This is a genomic window from Dactylosporangium siamense (assembly GCF_016862795.1).
GTDB classification, from domain to species: Bacteria; Actinomycetota; Actinomycetes; order Mycobacteriales; family Micromonosporaceae; genus Dactylosporangium; species Dactylosporangium siamense.
On the sequence record NZ_BONQ01000052.1, the window covers coordinates 108,476 to 128,811 of the forward strand.

At 74.4% G+C, this 20,336-nt stretch carries 20 protein-coding genes; 6 read left to right on the plus strand and 14 right to left on the minus strand.

Annotated features, from left to right (window positions below; genetic code table 11):
• Positions 1-133 precede the first annotated feature (133 nt).
• The gene (locus Dsi01nite_RS17670) at positions 134-505 is read left to right on the plus strand and encodes a DoxX family protein (RefSeq protein ID WP_203847260.1); all 372 of its coding nucleotides are present in this window, start codon (positions 134-136) and stop codon (positions 503-505) included.
• A 24-nt stretch (positions 506-529) separates the two neighbouring features.
• Here Dsi01nite_RS17670 and Dsi01nite_RS17675 read toward each other — a convergent pair whose 3' ends face one another.
• Positions 530-742 (minus strand): hypothetical protein, encoded by a 213-nt coding sequence (locus Dsi01nite_RS17675; RefSeq protein ID WP_203847261.1) that lies wholly within the window; start codon positions 740-742, stop codon positions 530-532.
• Positions 743-840: 98 nt separating this feature from the next.
• The gene (locus Dsi01nite_RS17680) at positions 841-1,809 is read right to left on the minus strand and encodes an ArsR/SmtB family transcription factor (protein WP_203847262.1); all 969 of its coding nucleotides are present in this window, start codon (positions 1,807-1,809) and stop codon (positions 841-843) included.
• Between the two features lie 65 nt (positions 1,810-1,874).
• Between Dsi01nite_RS17680 and Dsi01nite_RS17685 the strand changes: the two genes are divergently transcribed.
• Positions 1,875-3,083 (plus strand): MFS transporter, encoded by a 1,209-nt coding sequence (locus tag Dsi01nite_RS17685; RefSeq protein WP_203847263.1) that lies wholly within the window; start codon positions 1,875-1,877, stop codon positions 3,081-3,083.
• Here Dsi01nite_RS17685 and Dsi01nite_RS17690 read toward each other — a convergent pair.
• On the minus strand, positions 3,076-4,206 hold the full coding sequence (locus Dsi01nite_RS17690) for an FAD-dependent oxidoreductase (protein ID WP_203847264.1): 1,131 nt from the start codon (positions 4,204-4,206) through the stop codon (positions 3,076-3,078). The genes Dsi01nite_RS17685 and Dsi01nite_RS17690 overlap by 8 nt on opposite strands.
• 34 nt (positions 4,207-4,240) lie before the next feature.
• Here Dsi01nite_RS17690 and sigJ point away from each other — a divergent pair, with 34 nt between their 5' ends.
• The gene (sigJ, locus tag Dsi01nite_RS17695; RefSeq protein WP_203847265.1) at positions 4,241-5,110 is read left to right on the plus strand and encodes an RNA polymerase sigma factor SigJ; all 870 of its coding nucleotides are present in this window, start codon (positions 4,241-4,243) and stop codon (positions 5,108-5,110) included.
• Here sigJ and Dsi01nite_RS17700 read toward each other — a convergent pair.
• From Dsi01nite_RS17700 to Dsi01nite_RS17715, 4 genes are read right to left on the minus strand one after another with little or no spacing between them, the layout of a single operon-like run.
• Positions 5,082-5,585, minus strand: coding sequence for a GtrA family protein (locus Dsi01nite_RS17700; RefSeq protein WP_203847266.1), 504 nt, complete (start codon positions 5,583-5,585; stop codon positions 5,082-5,084). The genes sigJ and Dsi01nite_RS17700 overlap by 29 nt on opposite strands.
• 57 nt (positions 5,586-5,642) lie before the next feature.
• Positions 5,643-6,287, minus strand: coding sequence for a response regulator (locus Dsi01nite_RS17705; RefSeq protein WP_203847267.1), 645 nt, complete (start codon positions 6,285-6,287; stop codon positions 5,643-5,645).
• A complete protein-coding gene (locus tag Dsi01nite_RS17710; protein ID WP_203847268.1) occupies positions 6,284-7,501 on the minus strand; it encodes a sensor histidine kinase in 1,218 nt (405 codons plus the stop codon). Before Dsi01nite_RS17710 ends, Dsi01nite_RS17705 begins: the two co-directional genes overlap by 4 nt.
• A complete protein-coding gene (locus tag Dsi01nite_RS17715) occupies positions 7,498-8,409 on the minus strand; it encodes a hypothetical protein (protein WP_203847269.1) in 912 nt (303 codons plus the stop codon). The genes Dsi01nite_RS17710 and Dsi01nite_RS17715 overlap by 4 nt, the downstream gene beginning before the upstream one ends.
• Before the next feature lie 128 nt (positions 8,410-8,537).
• Here Dsi01nite_RS17715 and Dsi01nite_RS17720 point away from each other — a divergent pair, with 128 nt between their 5' ends.
• On the plus strand, positions 8,538-8,939 hold the full coding sequence (locus tag Dsi01nite_RS17720; protein WP_203847270.1) for a VOC family protein: 402 nt from the start codon (positions 8,538-8,540) through the stop codon (positions 8,937-8,939).
• A 105-nt stretch (positions 8,940-9,044) separates the two neighbouring features.
• Positions 9,045-9,461: a DUF6582 domain-containing protein gene (locus Dsi01nite_RS17725; RefSeq protein ID WP_203847271.1), complete on the plus strand. Its 417-nt coding sequence runs from the start codon at positions 9,045-9,047 to the stop codon at positions 9,459-9,461.
• A gap of 120 nt (positions 9,462-9,581) precedes the next feature.
• Here the strand turns inward: Dsi01nite_RS17725 and Dsi01nite_RS17735 are convergent, their stop codons facing one another.
• Positions 9,582-11,051: an FAD-dependent oxidoreductase gene (locus Dsi01nite_RS17735; RefSeq protein WP_239135964.1), complete on the minus strand. Its 1,470-nt coding sequence runs from the start codon at positions 11,049-11,051 to the stop codon at positions 9,582-9,584.
• Positions 11,052-11,258: 207 nt separating this feature from the next.
• On the opposite strand from Dsi01nite_RS17735, the gene Dsi01nite_RS17740 reads away from it, so the two are divergent.
• Entirely contained in the window at positions 11,259-11,756 is a 498-nt protein-coding gene (locus tag Dsi01nite_RS17740; protein WP_203847272.1) for a hypothetical protein, read from the plus strand.
• Between the two features lie 136 nt (positions 11,757-11,892).
• Here the strand turns inward: Dsi01nite_RS17740 and Dsi01nite_RS17745 are convergent, their stop codons facing one another.
• From Dsi01nite_RS17745 to Dsi01nite_RS17770, 6 genes are all read right to left on the minus strand, one after another.
• Positions 11,893-12,672 (minus strand): BPL-N domain-containing protein, encoded by a 780-nt coding sequence (locus Dsi01nite_RS17745; RefSeq protein ID WP_203847273.1) that lies wholly within the window; start codon positions 12,670-12,672, stop codon positions 11,893-11,895.
• Positions 12,673-12,683: 11 nt separating this feature from the next.
• On the minus strand, positions 12,684-14,180 hold the full coding sequence (locus Dsi01nite_RS17750; protein ID WP_203847274.1) for a heparan-alpha-glucosaminide N-acetyltransferase domain-containing protein: 1,497 nt from the start codon (positions 14,178-14,180) through the stop codon (positions 12,684-12,686).
• Positions 14,177-14,842, minus strand: coding sequence for a BPL-N domain-containing protein (locus Dsi01nite_RS17755; RefSeq protein ID WP_239135965.1), 666 nt, complete (start codon positions 14,840-14,842; stop codon positions 14,177-14,179). The genes Dsi01nite_RS17750 and Dsi01nite_RS17755 overlap by 4 nt, the downstream gene beginning before the upstream one ends.
• Positions 14,839-15,648: a dimethylarginine dimethylaminohydrolase family protein gene (locus Dsi01nite_RS17760; RefSeq protein WP_203847275.1), complete on the minus strand. Its 810-nt coding sequence runs from the start codon at positions 15,646-15,648 to the stop codon at positions 14,839-14,841. Before Dsi01nite_RS17760 ends, Dsi01nite_RS17755 begins: the two co-directional genes overlap by 4 nt.
• A 48-nt stretch (positions 15,649-15,696) precedes the next feature.
• A complete protein-coding gene (locus Dsi01nite_RS17765) occupies positions 15,697-19,641 on the minus strand; it encodes a Pls/PosA family non-ribosomal peptide synthetase (RefSeq protein WP_239135966.1) in 3,945 nt (1,314 codons plus the stop codon).
• Positions 19,642-20,000: 359 nt separating this feature from the next.
• Positions 20,001-20,336 (minus strand): hypothetical protein (locus tag Dsi01nite_RS17770; protein ID WP_373318787.1); only part of this gene is annotated, 336 nt, incomplete at its 5' end.

Sequence of the window (20,336 nt, forward strand, 5' to 3'; positions counted from 1 at the left end):
CACCGGATGCCGGTCCCGGCCGCGCTGTGACAGCCGCGGGCGGTGGCGTACGTCACGCCGCCACCCTGTCACGGGGGCGGGACCGGCGGCACCTGAATGGCACCGAACACCGATGCAACCAAGGAGCTTCCCGATGAACCTCGCCCTGTGGATCGCCGCCGGCCTGCTGGCCACCGTCCTGCTGATCAGCACGTCGAAGATGTTCGTGCCCAGGGACAAGATCGCGGCCATGGGTGGCCACGCCGCCGCCTGGGTCCTGGACTTCAGTCCGGGGGCGCTGCGGGCCATCGGCACGCTGGAGCTGCTGGCCGCGGCGGGCCTGATCCTGCCCCGCGCGCTCGACATCGCGCCGGTCCTGGTGCCCGTCACCGCGGTCTGCGTGGCGGCACTGTTCGTGGGCGCGGCGACCATGCGCCTGCGCCGCGGCGAACGGGCGACGATCACGCCCGACCTGATCTACCTGGCCGTCGCGGTGTTCGTGGCCTGGGGCCGGTTCACCGGCTGAGCCGCGCACTACAGGCCGCCGCCGCTACAGGTCGTCGTGGGCCGCCGGCACGCCGTGACGGACGCACCGGGGGCAGCAGTGCGGCCCGCCGGTCGTGCGTTCGCCGATCCATCCGTACCGCCGCAGCACGCTCCAGGCGAGATCCCAGCGGTGCAGGACGCCCCCGAGACCGCGCAGGATCAGTCCACAACCGTCACATCGCAAACCGAAGTCGGTGCCGTCAACCGCGGTCATCATCGACGCCCCCTTGAACCGCCGTTCCGGTCGAACTCTCACCATCGTCACGCCGCTGCATTGCAACAATCCCTCGAAAATATGACAGCTGTACGACAACCTCACCCGACCAGCGCGTCGCCCAGCGGGGTGCGGTGATACAGCACCGACCGGCCGGACCTGGCGCGCTGCACCAGCCGGGCGCGGTGCAGGACGGCGAGGTGGTCACCGACCGCGCCGGTGGCCATGCCGAGGGCCTGGGCGAGCTGGCTGGTGCTGGCCGGGTCGGCGAGGGTGACCAGCAGCAGCGCCCGGGACCGGCCGAGCAGCGCCGCCAGCGACGCCGGCGCCTCGGGCGGCCCGTGCTCCAGCAGGGTGCCGACGCCGCGGGCCGGGTAGACGATCGCCTTCGGCCACGGCTCGTCCGTGTACAGGGCGAGCTTCGGCCACACGAACACCGACGGCACGAGCAGCAGCCCGGCGCCGTCGAGCCCGACCTCGCGGCGCCCCCGGCCGAGCACCTCGACCGCACCGTCGCGCCACCGCACCTTCGGGTGCAGCCCGGCCAGGGCGGCGGCCCAGCCGTCCCGGCCGAGCTCGCCGACGCGGTGCACCACGTCGCGCTCGCACAGCAGCCGCAGCCGCGGCCAGTCGTCGGCGAGCAGTTCGGCCCACGCTCTGGACAGCAGCCCGGCCAGCCGCTCGACGACGTCCGGCCCGGTCAGGACCGCGCGTGCTGCGTCGGTGATGTCGCGCCGGCGCAGGTAGAAGTCGATCTCGGCGCGGACCGCGGCGGGCGGGGCGGCCCACAGCGCGGCGAGGTCGTCGTCGATGGTCTGCCCGAGCGCCCGCGGCGGCGGGGAGAAGAACGTCGCACCCGACCGCGGCCCGTGCAGGGCCAGGACGGCGTCCATGACCGGGTCGGCGCGCAGCGGCGCGAACCGCGGGCGGAGCCGGGCCAGCCACGCCTCCGGCACGCCCTGGCGGTGCCGGCTGGCGAGGGCGCAGATCAGGTGGTGCAGCTCGAACATCGGCGAGAGCGCGAACCGGGTGCGCAGCAGGTCCTCGGCCCCGACCACGAACCGCAGCATCCCCCGACCTTACGCCACACGGCGAATCAATCGCTGCCTTCCGAAAAGGCCGACACGCTCGTCCCATGACCGTCGTCGACCGCCCCGCCACCTACCGTGAAGTCTTCGCGGAGGGGTCGTTCCGGGCCCTGTTCGCCGCCCGGACCCTGGCCATCGGCGCCAACTCTCTGCAGATCTTCGCGCTGTCCGTGCTCGTGTACGCGAGCACCGGCTCACCGCTGCTGAGCGCCCTCGCCTTCGGGGCCGGCTTCCTGCCGCAGGTCGTCGGCGGCCTGCTGCTCGGATCCCTGACCGACCGGCTGCGCGCCCGCCCGCTCATCGTGGCCGGCTACGCGGTGGAGGCGCTGCTGGCCGCCGCGCTGGGGCTGCTCGACCTGCCCGTGGCGGTCAGCCTCACCCTGGTCGCGGTCGTCGCCTGCGGTACCCCCGTCTTCGCCGGCGCGGCCGCCCGGGTCATCGCCGAACGGCTGACCGGCGACGCGTACGTCCTCGGCCGGTCCGTGTCGAACATGTCCTCCTCGGCGGCGCAGCTGCTCGGGCTCGCCGGCGGCGGCGTCGCGGTGGCCGCCGTCGGACCGCGCGACGCGCTGCTGTTCGCCGCCGGATGCCACCTGCTGGCCGCCGCCATCGTCCGGTTCGGCCTGCCCACGGCCGGTCGGAGCGCGGCGAGGTCGGGCGGGGCGGTCCGCGACAGCTGGACCGGCGCCGTCGCCCTGCTGTCCGACCGGACCATCCGGCGGCTGCTGCTGGCGCAGTGGCTGCCGTCAGCGTTCGTCGCCGGCGCGGAGGCCCTCCTCGTCGCCTACGGCGCGAGCCGCGGGTTCCCGCCCGGGACCGGTGCCGTGCTCATGGCCGCGCCCCCGGTCGGCATGCTGGTGGGCAACTTCGCCGCCGGCCGGTTGATGCGCCCGTCGCTGCGGGAGCGGTCCTCGCCGGCCTTCCTGCTGGTGCTCGGCACGCCACTGATCGGGCTGCTCGCCGCGCCGCCGCTGCCGCTGCTGGTGGCCCTGCTCGTCGTCGCGGGCACCGGCTTCGCCTACGGGCTGGGCCTGCAACGGGCCTTCCTCGCCGCCGCCCCGGAGGACCGCCGGGGCCAGCTGTTCGCGCTGCAGTCGACCGGCTTGATGGCGTTGCAAGGCGTCGGACCGTTGCTCCTGGGCACCCTCGCCCAGCTCACCACGCCGGCCTTGGCGATCGCCGTCGCCGGTGTTGCCACGGTACTGGTAGCGCCATCCCTGCGCCGCGCCCAGGACCGGGCGGCACGGCTCAGCTGACGGCGAGCCGGGAGGCGGTGACGGCACTGTTGAAGGACACCTCGCTGAGCAGGCCGGGCGCGGCGACCATGTCACCGGCGAGGTACACGCCGTCACCACGGTCGACGGCCGGCCGGTCGCGCCAGGTGTGGCCGGGCAGGTCCAGCGCGCCGGAGCGGCGGTTGGCGACGCCGTCGCGGCGCCAGGTGGTGCGGTCGCGCCAGCCGGGCAGGGCCAGGTCGGTCAGGGCCTCCAGCCGGGCCAGCCCGCCGGCCTTGCCCTCGCCGTCGAGCAGCGGCAGCTGCGCCTGCGCCAGGGACTCGCCGGTCGGCGCCAGGCTCGGGTCGGGCACGGTGTAACGCTCCAGCCAGCCGGCCGCGTCCAGGTCGGACACGACGAAGGCGTCGCGGCGGTCGGCCCGCACGGCGAGGTCCAGCAGCACCGCCCGGCCGCTGGGACCGGCCGGCAGCGCGGTGCCGAGCAGGCGGGCCGCCGCGTCGAGGGTGGTGGCCACGATGACCGGCGGCGGGGGCAGCTCGGTGACGCGGGCACCGGTCTCGATGGTGACACCGCGGGTCCGGGCGTGCGTGGCGAGGCGGTCGATGAGCCCGTTCCAGCCGCCGGCGAGGTACCGGGCCGGCGGGCTCGGCGCGAAGACCCTCAGCAGCCGCGGCCAGACGAACGCGGCCGACAGCCGGCCCGGGTCGGCGTCGAAGGTCGCCACGCCCATGAGGTTCGCCGCGGCCGAGGCCGCCGCCTCGCCGTGGTGGCGGCTGATCCAGGTGTGGAAGTCGACGTCGACCGGGGCGCTGCGGCGGCGCCGCGCCAGGACCGGCAGCAGCGCGGGCGGTGGGGTGCGGCGCAGCCGGCCGCCGTGCCGGAAGCGGAAACCGGCGAGGCCGGACAACGGCACCCCGGACGACCGGCCGATCAGGTCGCGGCCGGCGAGCCACCGCCACCACGGTCCGTCGCGGTACAGCACGTGCGGGCCGTCATGGGCGACGTACGGCCCCACGGTGGCCCGGGCGCGCCCGCCGAGCGTGTGATGCGCCTCCAGGAGCCGGACCCGCGCTCCGGCCTCGGCACAGGTGATAGCGGCGACAAGGCCGGCGAACCCGCCGCCGACCACGGTGATCCTCTGCATGACCGGGTGACGACGTAGGCCACAATCATGTGACATGAACGATGGCGAGCAGCACCGGCGCTACCTGTTCGCGGTCGCCTACCGGCTGCTCGGCAGCGCCGCGGACGCCGAGGACGCCGTGCAGGAGGCGTTGCTGCGCTGGTACACGTTGCAGGCCGACGTGGCGCAGCCGCGGGCGTGGCTGACCACCGTGACGTCGCGGATCTGCCTGGACCTGCTGGGCTCGGCCCGGGCCCGGCGCGAGACCTACCCCGGCATCTGGCTGCCCGAGCCGCTGCCCGGCTACGACGACACGGACCTGGGCGACGCGGCCGCGCTGCGGGAGTCGGTGCGCACCGCGGTCCTGCTGGTGCTGGAGAGCCTCTCGCCCGCCGAGCGGATCGCGTTCGTGCTGCACGACGTGTTCGGCATGGACTTCGAGCGGCTCGCGGCCGTCGTCGGCCGGACCCCGGCGGCGTGCCGGCAGCTCGCGTCGCGGGCCCGCCGGCGGGTCCGCGCCGAGGCCCCGGCGCGGGAACCGGTCTCCCCTGAGGAGCACCGGCGGGTCACGGCCGCGTTCCTCAGGGCGAGCACGGACGGCGACCTCACCGAACTGGTGAGCCTGCTGGATCCCCGGGTCGTGCTGCGCTCCGACGGCGGCGGCGAGGTGCTCGCCGCGCGGGTGCCGGTGCTCGGCCCGGAGCGGGTGCTGACGCTGCTGTCCGGGCTGGGTCGCCGGTACGCGGGGGTGCTGGCCCGGCCGGTCCGGCTGGCCGGCGGGGACGGCTTCACGCTCGAGCTCGGCGGGACCCTGATCGGCGTGATCGGCATCGAGATCGCCGGCGGCCGGATCACCGAACTGAACCTGGTGGTCAACCCGGCGAAACTGCGCACCGTCACCCGTCGCGGTCCGCTCTCCAGGTGAACCGGTCCGGGCCCGTGCCGGGACGGTCGCGGAACACCCACCAGCGTGAGGCGGCGTAGGTGAACACGGCGACGGTGAAGGACGCCGCGAGGCGGGCGACACGGAAGTCCAGGCCCAGGGCGGCGAGCCCGGAGGACACGCCGACGGTCAGCAGGTAGTCGCCGACCGCGACGAGCGCGTATCGCACCACCTGCCGGCCCACGGGCGCGTGGGACCGGAAGTTGACCGTGCGGTTCAGCACGAAGTTGAGCCCGAAGGCGGCGAGGTACGCGATCGAGACCGCCGCCGGCAGCGGCAGGTCGGTCGTCCGCCGGAGCAGGACCAGCAGCGCCAGGTCGACGGACAGCGTGAACCCGCCGAGCATCGCGAATCCGACCAGGTCCCGCGGCAGGAACCGGCGCAGTCGCGGCGGCAACCGGTCGACCCAGCCGGTCAGCAGGTCGCCGGTGCGCTCGGCCAGCCGGGTCGCGCCCATGTGGCAGATCCTGCCCTATGGTCCCGGCGCCGGCGTGTCCGCCCGGTGACGTCCGGATCACGGATCCGCTTCGGTGACGCGCGGCGCGAGCATGGCGAGGCGGACCCGGTTGGGGCTGCCGGTCTTCGTCATCAGGCTGGTCACGTGCGACTTGACCGTGGTGACGCCCAGGTGGAGCCGCTCGGCGATCTCCTGGTTGGACAGGCCCTCCGCGATCAGGCGGAGCACGTCTCGCTCCCGAGGGGTCAGCCTCGGCAGTTCGCCGCCCGGCGCCGGCTGGCGGGACCGGACGGCCCGGTCGACCAGGCGGCGCAGCACGCCCGGGCTGAACGGGCTGTCGCCCTCGGCGGCCCGGTGGATCCCGGCGAGGAGGTCGGCGGGCGCGGCGTCCTTGACCAGGAAGCCGCAGGCGCCGGCGGCGAGCGCCGGGTACAGGTGGTCGTCGTCGTCGAACGTGGTGACGACCACGACCCGGCAGGCGGGGTGCGCGGCCCGGATCCGTGCGGTGGCGGTGGTGCCGTCCATGCCGGGCATCCGCAGGTCCATCATCACGACGTCGGGGTGCAGCTCGTCGACGAGCCGCACGGCGTCGCGGCCGTTGTCGGCCTCGGCGACGACGTCGATGCCCGGATCGGACTCGCACAGCATGCGCAGACCGGCCCGGACGAGGTGCTGGTCGTCGACGAGGAGCACCCGGATCATGCCGGCTGCTCCGTCCGGGCGGAGGTCGCCGGTGGCGGCAGCTCCGCCCGGATCCGCCAGCCGGCGCCGGCCGCGATCGGGGCCGCCTCGAACGTGCCGCCGACCACCTCGACCCGTTCGCGCAGCCCGATGATGCCGTGCCCGGTGCCGTGGCCGTCGCTGTCGGCCGGGGCGCCGGGACCGTCGTCGGTGATCTCGCACTCCAGTGTCTGCCCCCGCATCGTCAGGCGCACCCGGGCGCGGGCCGCCGGGCCGGCGTGGCGGGCCACGTTCGTGAGGCCCTCCTGCACCAGCCGCAGCACCGCCAGGCTCCGGATCGCGTCCAATGTGGACACGGCGGGGTCGACGGCCGTCTCCACGGTCACGCCGCCGCGCCGGGCACGGTCCACGGCCGCCTCGATCCCGGCCGGCAGCGCGGCCGGCTCGATCGACATGACGGCGGCCGCGCCGACCGGTGCGTGCGGGTCGCGCAGCAGGACGAGCAGCCGGCGCAGGTCGGCGAGGGCGGCGCTGCCGGTGGCGTGCACGTCGTCGAGGACGGCGCCGGTCCGCGGGTCGGCGCCGGCGAGCACGTGCCGGGCCACGCCGACCCGCAGCACGATCGAGGCGACGTGGTGGGCCAGCACGTCGTGCAGCTCCCGGGCGATCGCGGTGCGCTCGTCGGCGCGGGCGGCGCGGGTGTCCGCGTGCCGGCGCTGCTCCTCCGCCTCCGCCCGCTCCTCCGCCTGCCGGGCGATCCGGCGGGCCGCGCGGATGTTGGCGCCGAACAGGACCGGCACACCGACGAGGATGACGACGTTGAACAGCACCCCGACGGTCCCGCCGGGCAGCCGCCGCCAGTCGTCGGCCACGTGCACGAGGCTCAGCGCGGCGACGGCGGCACCGAGGCGCCGGCCCGGCACCCGCAGCGCCAGCTCGAGGACCGCCCAGCTGGCGCCGACCGCGGGCACGACCGGCTCCACGGGTGACCAGGTGTCGGCGACGGCGAGCACGGCCGTGAGCGCGAGGGCACCCGCCAGGGGCCACCGGGCACAGCCGACCGACAGCAGCACCGCCGCGGCGTCGGTCGCCCAGGTGATCCAGGTCCGTGGTTCGGCCGGGTCGCGCAGCAGCACGACATACCCGAGGCCACCGAGCGCGAGCAGGAGGAGGCGCCGCACGGCGTACCGCTCGTCGAACAGCCGGGTGAGCACCGCCTCACCATAAGGCGTCATCGGGACGTCGTCCGCAGCGCCGACGCCGCGCCGGCACCCACCGCCACGACCAGCAGGCCGAGCGCCGCCCAGGTGGCCGCGTCGGGTCGCAGCAGCGGCTGCCCACGCAGCGCCTGCCAGGTGAGCAGGGCGATCAGCCCGACGTAGCCGGCCGCGCCGACCAGCACGAGGCGGAGCCGGTCGAGGCGGGACCCGTACCCGACCAGCATCCCGAGGAGCATCGCCAGCAGCGGCAACGCCTGCAGCCCGTGCATGCCCACGAAATGCGGGATCCGCAGGTCGCCACCGGTCAGGCTCCACCCCGTCAGCGGCATGCCCGGCCCGCCGTCGGGCACCCCGACGCTGTGCGCGCCGACGACCGTCTCCACGTCCGCCGCCTCCTGCTCCGGGGTCGGCCGGAGCATCAGCAGGCCCACCGCCATGCCGCCGAGGGCGACGGCGACCCCCAGCCGGACCGCCCACCGGCTGGCCGGGTCGCTGATGGGGGTGAAGAACAGCACCACCGCCAGGACCAGGGTGGCGACCCACAGCACGCCGATGCTGATGCCCATCCACATCCACAGCGTGTCGTCGAGGTCGGTTGCCACGTTGTAGTGGCTCAACCGTCCCCGCGCGGACTGGAACACGATGAGGCCGACCTCGGCGAGACCGGCGACGGCGACCGTGGTGCCGGCGGCCGCGGCGACCCGGCGGCCCCGGGTCACCAGCGACAGCATCCAGGCGAGGGTCAGCGCGTAGGCGGCGAACGAGATGCCGAACTTCAGCGGCTTGAGCCAGACCGACACCCCGAGCAGGCGGCGGTCGTCCACCAGCAGTCCGACGAGGGAGACCAGGACCAGCAGCGCCATGACGGCGGCGAGCGCGAGCAGCGGCCGATGCCACCGCAGCGCCGGGCGAAGATGCATCATGCCGTCGACGATCCCGAGCGCGGACGTCCGGCACCTCCTGCCCGGCGCCGCACCCGCGGCCGGCGGATGGTGGTGCGCCTCCTACCAAAGGAGGAGGCCCGCGCGTCCCGGTGGCAGGATCAGTGAACATGGCCGACTACCCGCAGCTGCTGCACACCGTCCTGGACACCACCGACGCGCGGACGCTGGCCGAGTTCTACCGGCAGCTGCTGGGCCTGCGATACCGGCCGGGCGACGAACCGGGCGGCGACGAGAAGGACTGGCTCGTCCTCGTCGACGCGGCCGGGGCGCGGAAGCTCGCGTTCCAGCAGGTCGACCGGTTGGAGCCGACGACGTGGCCGGACCACACCGTGCCGATGCAGCTGCACCTCGACTTCACCGTGCCCGGCGTCGAGGAGCTGGAGCGCCACCGGCAGCGGGCCGAGGCCCTCGGCGCCCGGCTGGCGCTGGACCGGACCGCCGACGCCGGCGAGCCGCTGTACGTGTTCCGGGACCCCTCCGGGCACCCGTTCTGCATCTTCGTCGGCTGAGGCCGTCATCTTCGTCGGCTGAGGCCGTCCGCGTCGGCTGAGGCCGTCTGCTGGCTGGCCGGCCGGTCGGCGAATGGACGGCCCGGCGCGGGGTAACCACCGGGCATGGCTACCCGCAGGCAGAAGACGAACGAACTGGACGCCGCCGACCGCAACGCCATGAAGGACAGTGCCTTCGCGTTCCCGCGGCTGCGCAAGGAACCGCTCAACGACGCCTCGCACGTGCGGAACGCGATCGCCCGGTTCGACCAGGTCCGCGACGCCACCGACGCGGAACGCGACGAGGCGTTCCGCCGGATCAAGCGGGCCGCGAAGCGGCACGGCGTGGACATGACCGAGACCCGCTGGCAGGAGCTCGGCAAGCCCCGTGCGGCGGCGAAGTCGTCGCGCGATCAGAGGTCGCCGCGCAACCAGCCCCGGTCGGAGCGCTCACGGGACGAGCTCTACGCCGAGGCGAAGCGCCGCAACGTCAGGGGCCGCTCCACGATGACGAAGTCCCAGCTGACGGACGCGCTCAAGTGACGGACGCGCTCGAGCGCGGCTGACCGGCCGGAGGGTGACGTGCCCGGTCCCCTCCGGCGAGCAGCGGTGCACCGCACGGCGGTCCCGGACCGCGCCGCGACGCCCGCCCCGGGCCCCGGCTCAGCCGGGTTTGCCGGGCTCGACGCGGGCGTCCCCACCGGGGAAGACCAGCGCGTCGTTGCCGGTGTCCAGCCAGTGCACCTCATACGGCGGGGTGCCGTCGTCGTGGCGCAGCGCCGTCACCACCCCGACCCGGCGGTGGTCCCCGACATGGGTGCCTTCCTCGATGATCCGGTCGCCGACCTTCGCCTTCATCATCAGCTCCTTGACGTCGTCATTCTGTCGGTCATGACCTTCCCCGCTCGTCAGGCTGTAACCGCGGGCGAACCACGGCGCGTGTTCGGATCGGATGCCGACGCCGATGAGGTACGCCGGCACGACGGCCAGTCGCGGAAACCGCCGCAGCAGTGCGAGGACGGCCGCGGGTGGGCCGGTCCGCCGGCCGGCGAGCGTCGGGTCGATCAGTCCCCGGTGCAGGAGCCGCTGCAGGGTCTGCACGGCGACGGTCGGCAGGAGCCGGCGGGCGCGGACCGCGGCGAGGGTCGCCGGGGGTGGTGTGCCGTGCCGCAGCGGCCCGGCGAGCAGGGTCGCGGCGGCGACGGCGTCCTGCACGGCGAGGTTGATGCCGACGCCGCCGACGGGTGACATCGCGTGCGCCGCGTCGCCGATGCACAGCAGGCCGTCGGTGTGCCAGCGTTGGAGCCGGTTCAGCCGCACGTCGAGGTGCTTGACGTCGTCCATCGACGCCAGCGCGCCGAGCCGGCCGGCCAACTCGGGCATGAGCGCCGCCAGGTCCCGCCGGAATGACTCGATCCCGGCCGCGCGCAGCCGCTGGTCGGCGCCCTTCTCGGCGAGGTAGGCGATCTGCAGGTATCCCGCCCGCGGGATCACCACGGCGAGCTGGCCGGGTGCGGCGCGTGGCGTGAGCGCGGTGCTGTCCTGCGGCAACCGGGGCAGGCGCAACCACCAGGCGTCCATCGGCACCCGGAACTCCCGGGGGCGCAGGCGCGCGTCGGTGTGCGCGATCGACCGGCGGCCGTCGCAGGCCACGGTCAGCGCCGCCGGCAGTTCCCCGGTGGTGCCGTCCGACGTGCGGTACCGCACCCCCAGCACCCGGCCCGACGCCTGGATGAGGCCGGTCACCTCGGTGTCCATCCGCAGCGTGAAGGACGGCTCCTGCCGCGCCGCGTCGGCGAGCAGGTTGAGCAGGTCCCATTGCGGCACCATGGCGATGTACGGGTGCGGCTGCCGCAGCCGGCGCAGGTCGGCCAGGACCACGGACCGGTTGGCGTCGACGGGCCAGCGGACCTCGTCCAGCCGGCTGTGCGGCAGCTCCTCGAACCGCCGGCCCAGGCCGAGCTCGTCGAGCAGCCGCAGGGTGGACGGGTGCACGGTGTCGCCGCGGAAGTCGCGGAGGAAGTCGCCGTGCTGCTCCAGCACTTCCACCCGCACGCCGGCGCGGGCCAGCAGCAGTCCGAGCATCATGCCCGCCGGGCCGCCGCCGATGATGACGCAGGTGGGTTCGGCCATGGCTGCGGCCTACCCACCGCTCCCCCGTCCATGCCGCCCGCCTCACCCGGGCATCCGGAGGGTCTCGCCCTGATGGTGAACCTCGCGGGCCGGCCCGGGTGGAGTTCGGGCACCCGCGTCGCCGCGGCCGGCGAAGCTGCCAGATTGGCGGGCGAAGCGGCGTGCGGCGCCGCATCGCCGACTGCGGACAGCGCGGGAAGGAGTGCGATGGTGGCGCACGAGGTGCGGCGGCACCGGGCACCACGCCGGTTCGGCCGACTGGGACTGGCCACGGCCGGTGTGGCGTGCCTCGGTGCGGGTGCCGTCAGCGTCTGGCTGCTCGTCCAGTCCGTCGCCGGGCTCGGTCGCGCCCCGGCCGGTGGGTCGGCGCCGGAATCGACGGACGTCACGGGGGTGGCCGTCGACGCGAGGTCCGCCTCGCCGGCGGACCGGGCCGTCTTCCCCGAGCTTCGCGGCCTGAAGTGCGGCCAGGCGTTGCAGCGGCTGCGGCTGCTGGGTTTCGAGCGGGTGAGGCTGGTGTCGGTGGACATGAAGATCGTCGACGTCAGCGCGCCGAACGACTGGTCCGTCGCCGCCGAGGGCGCGGCCCCGAACCTGGCCGGCGAGGTGGTCGCCCTGCACTCGCTGATCACCGTGCGGTGCCAGTGGGACGGCGCGGGCATCGTGACCCCGCCCGCCGGCCCACACGCACGGCGGGCATCGTGACCCCGCTCGCGGGTCTGCAAGGCAGGTCGCGCATCGTGACCCCGTCCGCCGGCCCGCAGGCAGGGCGCGCATCGTGACCCCGTCCGCCGGCCCGCACGCGCGTCGGCCGGGCACGTGACGCGCCCGGCCGGGCCGGTCAGCTGCGCTGCACGGTGCTCTCGATCAGGTCGTGGCCGAGGTCGAACCGGATGCCGTCCGGGTTGGTGAGACGCGAGTCGGCGTACCACGACGAGTCGGCCTCCGGGTGGGGTCCGACGACGCCGACCCGCCCGGCGCCGTAACCGGTGATGACGGACGCGGCGCCGCCGGTGCCGTACGTGGCCAGGACGGTGGCGCCGGCACCGGTACGCGGCCGGAACAGCGCGCCGTCCTGGAAGAACATGTGCCGCCGCCGCCCCCGCCAGTCCACCTCGACGACGGTGTCGTCCGTGTCGCGGACGGCCGCCCCGGCGCTGTAGATGTAGCCCTCGACGCCGACCCCGGTGAGCAGATCGAACCCGGAGTCGGCGCCGGCGAGGTACGCGCCCAGGCAGAACCCGAGGTAGCTCCCGCCGTTGTGGACGAACGCGCGGACGTCGTCGGCCGTGGTGCGCAGGCGCCGCCACGCCTGCCGGACGTCGCCGCCGCCGGGCTGCGCGTACACCACGGCATTGGCGAGCGTGGCCGCCGACACCTGGACGGCCTCGCCGGGGCCGCAGAACTCGGTGCGGAACCCGGTCGGCGTGCCACGCAGCAGCGCCGCCACCGCCTCGGAGCAGCCCGCGCAGGACGCCGGGCCCCGGTAGACGAGCGCGAGGGGCCGGTCGCCGGACAGCACGGCGTATCCGACCCCGGCCACCCCGCCCAGCGCGGCGAGGACCCCGGCGGCGCCCGCGCCGAACAGCAGGCGCCGCCGGTTCACCGGCCGCTGGCTCACGCGCCGGTGGTTCACGGTCCGGCACCCGGCAGTGACCGGCGGTGCGCCGTGCGGCGCCGGCTGTCGTCCGAGCGCTGCGGCCGGCGCGGCGCCGGCGGTTTCACCGAACCGGCGACCCGCACGGCCGGCTCCAGCACCGCGACCGGCTCCAGCACCGCAGCCGGCTCCAGCACCGCGGCCGGCTCCAGCACCGCGGCCGGCTCCAGCACCGCGGCTGCCGACGGCACCGCTGAGACCGGCGGGACCACGGCGGACGGCGGGACCACGGCGGCCCTGGCCGCGACACGGGCCGCGGCCCAGCGCCGGGCGCGGGTGGCCAGCGCGGTGACCGTGGCCTCGAGCGGCCCACGCCCGACCGTTCCCCGGACCGCCAGGCCGATCAGCACCGCCCCGATGACCTGGACGAGGCAGCCGGTGCCGGCGCTGTACGTGTCGTACTCCGAGTTGATGAACAGGACGTGCGCGCTGTAGAAGGTCAGCGTCATGCTCCCCACCGCGGCGAGCGCCGCCAGCACGACCGTGCACAGTGGACGCAGGAACCGGTGCCGGACGTGCCCGGCGAGCAGCAGCAGGCCCAGCACGGCGATCGCGCAGCCGCCGGAGCCCAGGATCTCGAACGAGGTGCTGGTGTGCGCGCCGTTCACCGCCAGCCACCACCACGTCGAGGACGGCGTGAAGCCGTTGCCGCCGAACTTGAGCAGCTCGGTCGTCTCCGCCTCGGTCAGTCCGCTGCCCGGTTGCGCCGCCCAGATGTGCGCCAGCCCGCCGAAGCGGTGCAGCAGCAGCGCCGAGATGGCGTTGGCCCAGACGGCGACGACCGTCCCGCCGGCGACGAGCAGCGCGGCGAACCGCGGCCTGGTCAGGTCCGACCGGCCGATGACGATGCCGGCGCACACGTACGCCAGCCACGTCGGCGACGGGTAGAACCCGGTGAGGGTCAGTTCGGTCAGCATCCCGACCGGGTCCTCGACGAGCCGACTGAACGACGGGTTGGTCAGCGAAGGTTCCGGCAGGTGGGGCAGCAGGACGTGGTTGACGAACGGCCCGACGGTCGCCAGCAGCACCCCGATCATCGCGACGACCCGGGTGCGCAGGAACACCAGTGGGATCGCGAGCAGGAACACCACCCCGTAGTACGGCAGGATCACCGCGTCCAGCACCGAGTCGGCGGCGCACACCAGGAAGCCGATCGCGGCGATGACGAGACCCCGGGTCGCGATCATCGCGGCGACCGCGTGACGGTCGGCGCGGCTGACCTGACGGCGGCCGGTCACGAACGCGATGCCGACGCCGACGAGCAGCGCGAACGCGGCCGCGGCCCGCCCACTGAAGGCGATGTCCGACCAGGTCGGGTTGCCGGCCGCGTCGGCCTCGTACAGCGCGTGCAGGCAGATCATGCCGAGCAGTGCCACGCCCCGGGCGGCGTCGACCCCGGCCAGCCGGGGCCGCTTGACCTGCACCGGCACCGCCACCGCGGCACCGGCCGGCAGGTCCATGACTGCGGTCATGCGGCCATCACCGCGTCCACCAGGTCCAGGCCCAGGTCGACGCCGAGCCGGTCGACGCACAGCCCGGCGTCGGTGAACCAGTCGCCGGTGGCCTCGGGATGCGGGCCGACGACACCGACCCTGCCCCGGCCGAAACCGGCGACGAGCGCCGCGACGGTGCCGTTGGGGTAGGTGGCCACGACGGTGGCCTCCGCGCTGGGCCGCACCCAGAAGTACGGGCCGTCCTGGAAGAACAGTGTCCGGATGCGGCCCCGCCACGCGACCTCGACGAGGGTGTCCGCCGTTGAGCCGACCGTGGCCGCCGTTGAGGCGATGTACTGGTCGGTGTCGCCCGGCAGCAGGTCGAAGCCCGGGGTGGCGCCGGCGAGGTATCCGCCGAGGCAGAATCCGAGGTACCGGCCACCGGAGTGGACGAACCCGCGGATCGCGGCGCGGTGCCGGCGCAGCTGCCGGTAGCCGTGCCGGAGCTGACCGCCGCCGGGCTGCGCGTAGACGGCCGCGCCGATCAGGGCGAGCGCGGAGACCGGCACGTCCTCGTCGGGGCCGGCGTAGCGGACGTCGAAGCCCCATCGGCTGGAGCGCAGCAGCGCGGCGACCGCCTCCGGGCAGCCGGGCGTCGACGCCGGTCCCCGGTACACCAGCGCCACCGGCGACCTGGTCACCTCGACCCCCTCGGTGGCGGGTTGTCCAGGGTCAGGGCGGTGCACCGCACGCCGCCGCCGCCCTTGGTGAGCTGGGTCGTGTCCAGCTCCATGACGCGCAGCCCGCGGGCCCGCAGCGTCGCGGCCAGCTTCGGCGCGCCCCGGGTCATGGTCACGGTGCTGCCGTCGCTGATCAGGTTGAGCGCCAGCCGGGTCGCCTCGCCGGGATCGACCTCGATGAGCTCCAGCCCCAGCCCACGCAGGCGGGTCAGGCTCGGCTCGTCGAGCGCCTGGGGGCAGTAGGCGACGGTGTGCGGGCCGATGACGGCGAGCGCCAGGTCGAGGTCGTACCAGCGCGGACCGACCGTGCGCAGCGGCACCACGTCGTAGTCCAGTTCCCGGGCGAGCACCGCGTGCATCCGCCGGTCGGTGCGCTGCCCGTAGCCGGCGAACAGCAGGTCGCCGCAGGCGAGGGCGTCACCCTGGCCGCTGAACGGGAACGGCGCCTCCAGCACGTCGTAGCCGCGGTCGACCAGCCACTCCTGGAAGTAGGACGTCTCCGCCTTGCGTTCCGGCGGCGGGAAGCCCAGGACGGCACGGTCGCCGCGGACCACCGCGGCGTTGGCGGTGAAGACCATGTCCGGGCACTCCGGGGCGGAGGACACGTGTTCGACGCGGCGGCCGGCCGCCAGGTGCGCGGCGACGATCGCGGCGTGCTCGGCCGTCGCGGCGGCCGGGTCGGGCTGCAGTTCGGTGTGCATGTACGGGTTGATCTCGTAGTCGATGCGGAAGTGGGCGGCGTCGGAAACCAGCAGTTCGGTGTTCACCGGATGGTGCGCTCCTTGTTTGTGTGGTGTGCGATGGGTTGTGACGGTTCAGGCGGCGGTGATCACCGGCTTGGCGACGCCCTTGGCGACGATCACCGGTTTGGCGACGCCCCTGGCGGTGATCGCCGGTCGGGTGGTGACCCCCTGAGCGGGGATGCCGCGCCACCGGCTGCCGGGCGTGAGGTGCTCGCCCTTCATCAGCAGCGACAGCGAGCCGAGCGACACGTCGTCGCCGACGACGGCGTCGTACAGCACGATCGCCCGGGTGCCGATGGTGGCGCCGGCACCAACGGTGACGACGGACATCTTCATCACCCGGTCCTCGAACAGGTGGGTCTGCAGCGACACCTCGGCACCGACCGTGGCGTCGTCGCCGATCTCGACCAGGTCGAACTCGGTGAGGTACGTGGTGCCGATCCAGGTGCGCCGGCCGATGCGGGCGCCGAACCAGCGCAGGACCGGCGGGAGGAACGGGGTGCCGACGAGCATCCCGACACCGGCCGGGATCGCGGCCGCCTCGTACAGGCCGGTGACGAACTCGGTGCGCCGCACGAACGTGCTCCACAGCGGCTCGACCCGCGGCCGGTAGGCGCCGATGACGCTGCGTTTCGTCGCCGCGCAGCAGCCGATCACCGCGGCGCCGGCCGCGATGACGACCAACGGCGAGACCAGCGCCGGCACCGGCAGATCCCGGCCCCGGGCGAGGCTGGACAGCACCCACAGGTACAGGTAGACGCTCATGCCGAGCAGCGACGCGGGCGCGGTCACCCGGGCGAACTCGACCGCCAGGCGGTGCGCGACGAGCCGCCGCGGCGGGCTGAACGTCTGCTCCTCGCTGAACGTGCCGCTGCTCTGCCGCAGCGGCAGGTGCATCGCGGGCGACCCCAGCCAGGAGGTCCCGTCCGGCACGTCGTCGTCCGGTGGCAGGGTCTGCACGCCGACGAGGCTGCCGGCGCCGAGCGTGGTGCCGGCCGGCACGAACGCGGCGTTGCCGACGAACGCCCGGTGGCCGACCCTGGTCGGTAGCAACGCCATCCGGCCGTTGGCGAACGTGGCGGCGCCGACGCTGGCCATGTCGGCGACGAAGCTGTCCGGTTCCAGGGTCAGCAGGTCGGGGTCGAGGTGCGCGGCGGTGGAGACCTCGGCGCCGCGACCGACCCGGGCGCCGAGCAGCCGCAGCCACGGCACGGTGTACAGCGTCGAGTACAGCGAGTTGGTGAACAGCAGGCTGAACTCGAGAAGCTTGTCCGTGACCCACTTGCGGATGCCGAGCCCGGAGCGCGCCGGGTGGATGCCGGCCGGGGCGTGCCGCAGCACGAGCCGTTTGCCGAGCGCCACGACCGCGCAGGTGGTCAGCACGTACAGCGGCCCGGCGGGGACCGTCGCGAACAGGCCGGCGAGCAGCCCCCACTCCAGCAGCACCCACCACACCAGGACGACGCTGGGCAGGATCGTCGCGATCGCGCTGAGCTCCAGGCCGACGACGCCGAGCGTGGCGGCGAGCAGGTGCTTCAGGTGCCAGCCGCGGGCGAGGCCCCGGCCGGCGGCGCCGAGCATGACCTCCACGGTCGGGCCGAGCGCCGCGACCGGCGTCGCCGGCGAACCGGCCCAGCGGGTGCCGGGCGGCACGGTCTCGCCCTGCTCGAGCACGGACTGTTCGCCGAGCCCGGCGTTCGCGCCGACCGTCGATCCCGGTTCGAGGACGGCGTTCGCGCCGACGAACGCGTGCGGGGCGACGGTGATCGGTTCGACGACGACCCAGCCGTCCTCGACCCGCCAGGGCCGCATCGACACGCCGTAGCCGATGCTGGCGTCGGCGCCGATGTCGATCAGGGTCGGCAGGCTGACCGAGCTGGTCGCGATGGTCGTCCGGGCACCGACGCGGGCGCCGAGCAGCCGCAGGTACAGCGCCATCAGCGGCGACCCGCTGATGACGGCCATCGGCCCGATCGCCAGCAGCAGGTTCAGCGTCCACAGCCGCAGGTAGGTCGGGCCCCACAACCGGTACCGGCCGGGCCTGATGCCGGCGGCGACCGGCCGGGCGAGCAGGACCGGCACGACCCATCGCACGCCGAGGTAGCTGACCAGGATCGCCATCATCAGCTGCACGAGGACCTCGACCGACACGCGGCCGTTGTTCCAGGTGTACACATAGGACACCGGCAGCGTGACGAGCAGCACCAGCAGGTAGATGACCAGCGCCTGGCCGGTGCCGGCGGTGGCGATCCGGCGGCTGTCGTGGCGCAACGGCGCCGGGCGGGGCGGCGCGGTCGGCCCGGCGGTCACGGTCATCCGCCGGGCCATGCCACGCACGGTCGGGTGGCTGTACAGCTCACGGACCGCCGCGCCGGCGCACACGTCGCGGGTCCGCAGCAGCGACACGACCCTCGCCGCGAGCAGCGAGTGCCCGCCGAGGTCGTCGAAGAAGTCCGCCTCGACCGACAGCTGCTCCGGTGGCAGGCCGAACACCTCCGCCCACACCGCACGCACCTGCTCCTCGCGGTCGCCCTCGGCGGCCACCACCGGGCCGGATCCCCGGGCGGGCCGCCGGTTGACGGGAGGCGGCAGCCGCTTGCGGTCCACCTTCCCGCTCGGCATGGCCGGCAGCGCCTCGACCACGTCGAGGTAGGCCGGCACCATGTAGCCGGGCAGGCGGTCCTGCAGCTGCTCGGCCAGCCGGCGCACCACCACATCGTCGGGCTCGCCGCCGGCGGCCGGGCGCACGACGTAGGCGGCGAGCTCTTGGGCCGCGTCGAGGGCCACCACCGCCTCGGCCACGCCGTGGTCCTCCAGCAGCACGCTCTCGATCTCACCGAGGTCGACCCGGTGGCCACGGATCTTGACCTCGGCATCGGCGCGGCCGAGGTACTCGATCTCGCCGTCGGCGGTGAGCCGGCCCAGGTCGCCGGTGCGGTACAGGCGGGACCCCGGCGGCGCGAGCGGATGCTCGATGAACCGGTCCGCGGTCAGTTCGGGCCGCCCGACGTAGCCGCGCGCCACGCCGGGCCCACCGATGCAGATCTCGCCGACCTCGCCGTCCGGGGTCGGCCGCCGCTGCTCGTCCAGCAGCACGACGCTGTAGGTCGGCAGCGGCCGGCCGATGGTGACGATCCGTCCCGGCAGCAGCTCGCACCAGGTGGCGGTGACGGTCGCCTCCGTCGGCCCGTACGTGTTGAGGATGCGCCGGCCGGGCCGGCTCCACCGCTCGACCAGCTGCCCGGGGCAGGCCTCCCCGCCGACGAGGACGCTGCGGATGCGGGGCAGCTCCCGGGGGATCGTGGCGAGCAGGGTCGGCACGCAATAGAAGACGGTGACGGCGTTGGTGTCCAGGAAGTCGGCGAGCTCGACGCCGAAGCGCCGCGAGTCGGTGGGCCCGGCGACCAGGGTCGCGCCGACCGACCACGTCGGCCAGATCTCCTCGATCGAGAAGTCGAACGCGATCGTCATGCCCTGGTAGACCCGGTCGCCGGGGCGGACGTCGTACACCCGCGGCACGACGTCGAGGAAGTTGCAGATGCTCGACTGGGCCACCTCCACACCCTTCGGGCGGCCGCTCGACCCGGACGTGTAGATCACGTAGGCGGCCTGGTCGCCGACGAGGTCGCGGGCCGGGCGATGGCTGGCGGCGTCGGGGACGTCGTCGGCGATCAATACCGGACACGCCAGCCCGTCCGCCCGGTCGGCCAGCTCCGCCGACGTCAGCAGCAGCGCGATGCCGGAGTCCTCGGCGATGTAGGCGACCCGGTCCGCCGGCGACTCGGGGTCGATCGGCACGAACGCCCCGCCGGCCTTGCCGACGGCGAGCAGCGCCACGTAGGTCGCGACGGACCGCTGCAGCAGGATCGCCGTTCGGGCGCCCCCGCCGATCCCGTGCGCCCGCAGCCGGTGGGCGAGGCGGTTGGCACGCTCGTCGAGCTCCTGGTACGTGAGGCGGGCCCCGTCGCACTCGAGCGCGACGGCGGTGGGGGTGCGGTCGCACGCGGCCTCGAACACGTGATGCAGGCGCCTCGCGGCGCGGTCACCCGGCTGGCGCGGAACTACGCTCGCCGTGGTGCGTGCATGGCTCACAAATACAGCCCAATCTCTGCTGATGCCGGCGCGGCCCTGGGGCGGACCGGCAGCGGGCATGGCGAAGCACCCACGGCGCGGCGCGGGTGGCATTGCTTGATCGTTTTTGGTCAAACGCAGAAGCGACACCCATCCGGGTGCCGCTTCTTCAGGTTGCCGTTCTGTTACGCACCGTGTGGCAGACGTCCGGCAGTTCTCACCACGAGACCACCCTCACGCCCAGCGGGCGGTGCTTCAAGGCTCCAGCGCCTCACACCGCGCTTCATGCTGGTGCGTGCCTGCCGTCAACGGCCGGTCGGGAATCCAGGACCCGGCGGGGTCACCATCGCCGTCGTGCGCACGACCTTGGCCGCGGTCGCCTTGCCGAGCGTCACCTTGGCCGCGGCCGCCTTACCCAGCGTCACCTTGGTCACCTTGGCCGCTGCCGCCTTGCCCAGCGTCACCTTGGTCACTTTGACCGCCGTGACCTTGACCCCGACAGCCTTGCCCGGCGCAACCCTGGTCGCCGTCAGCCTGCCCGGCGTCGCCTTGGCCGTCGTCGCCTTGGCCGGTGCTGCCTTGGCCGTCGTCGCCTTGGCCGGTGCTGCCTTGGCCGTCGTCGCCTTGGCCGGTGCTGCCTT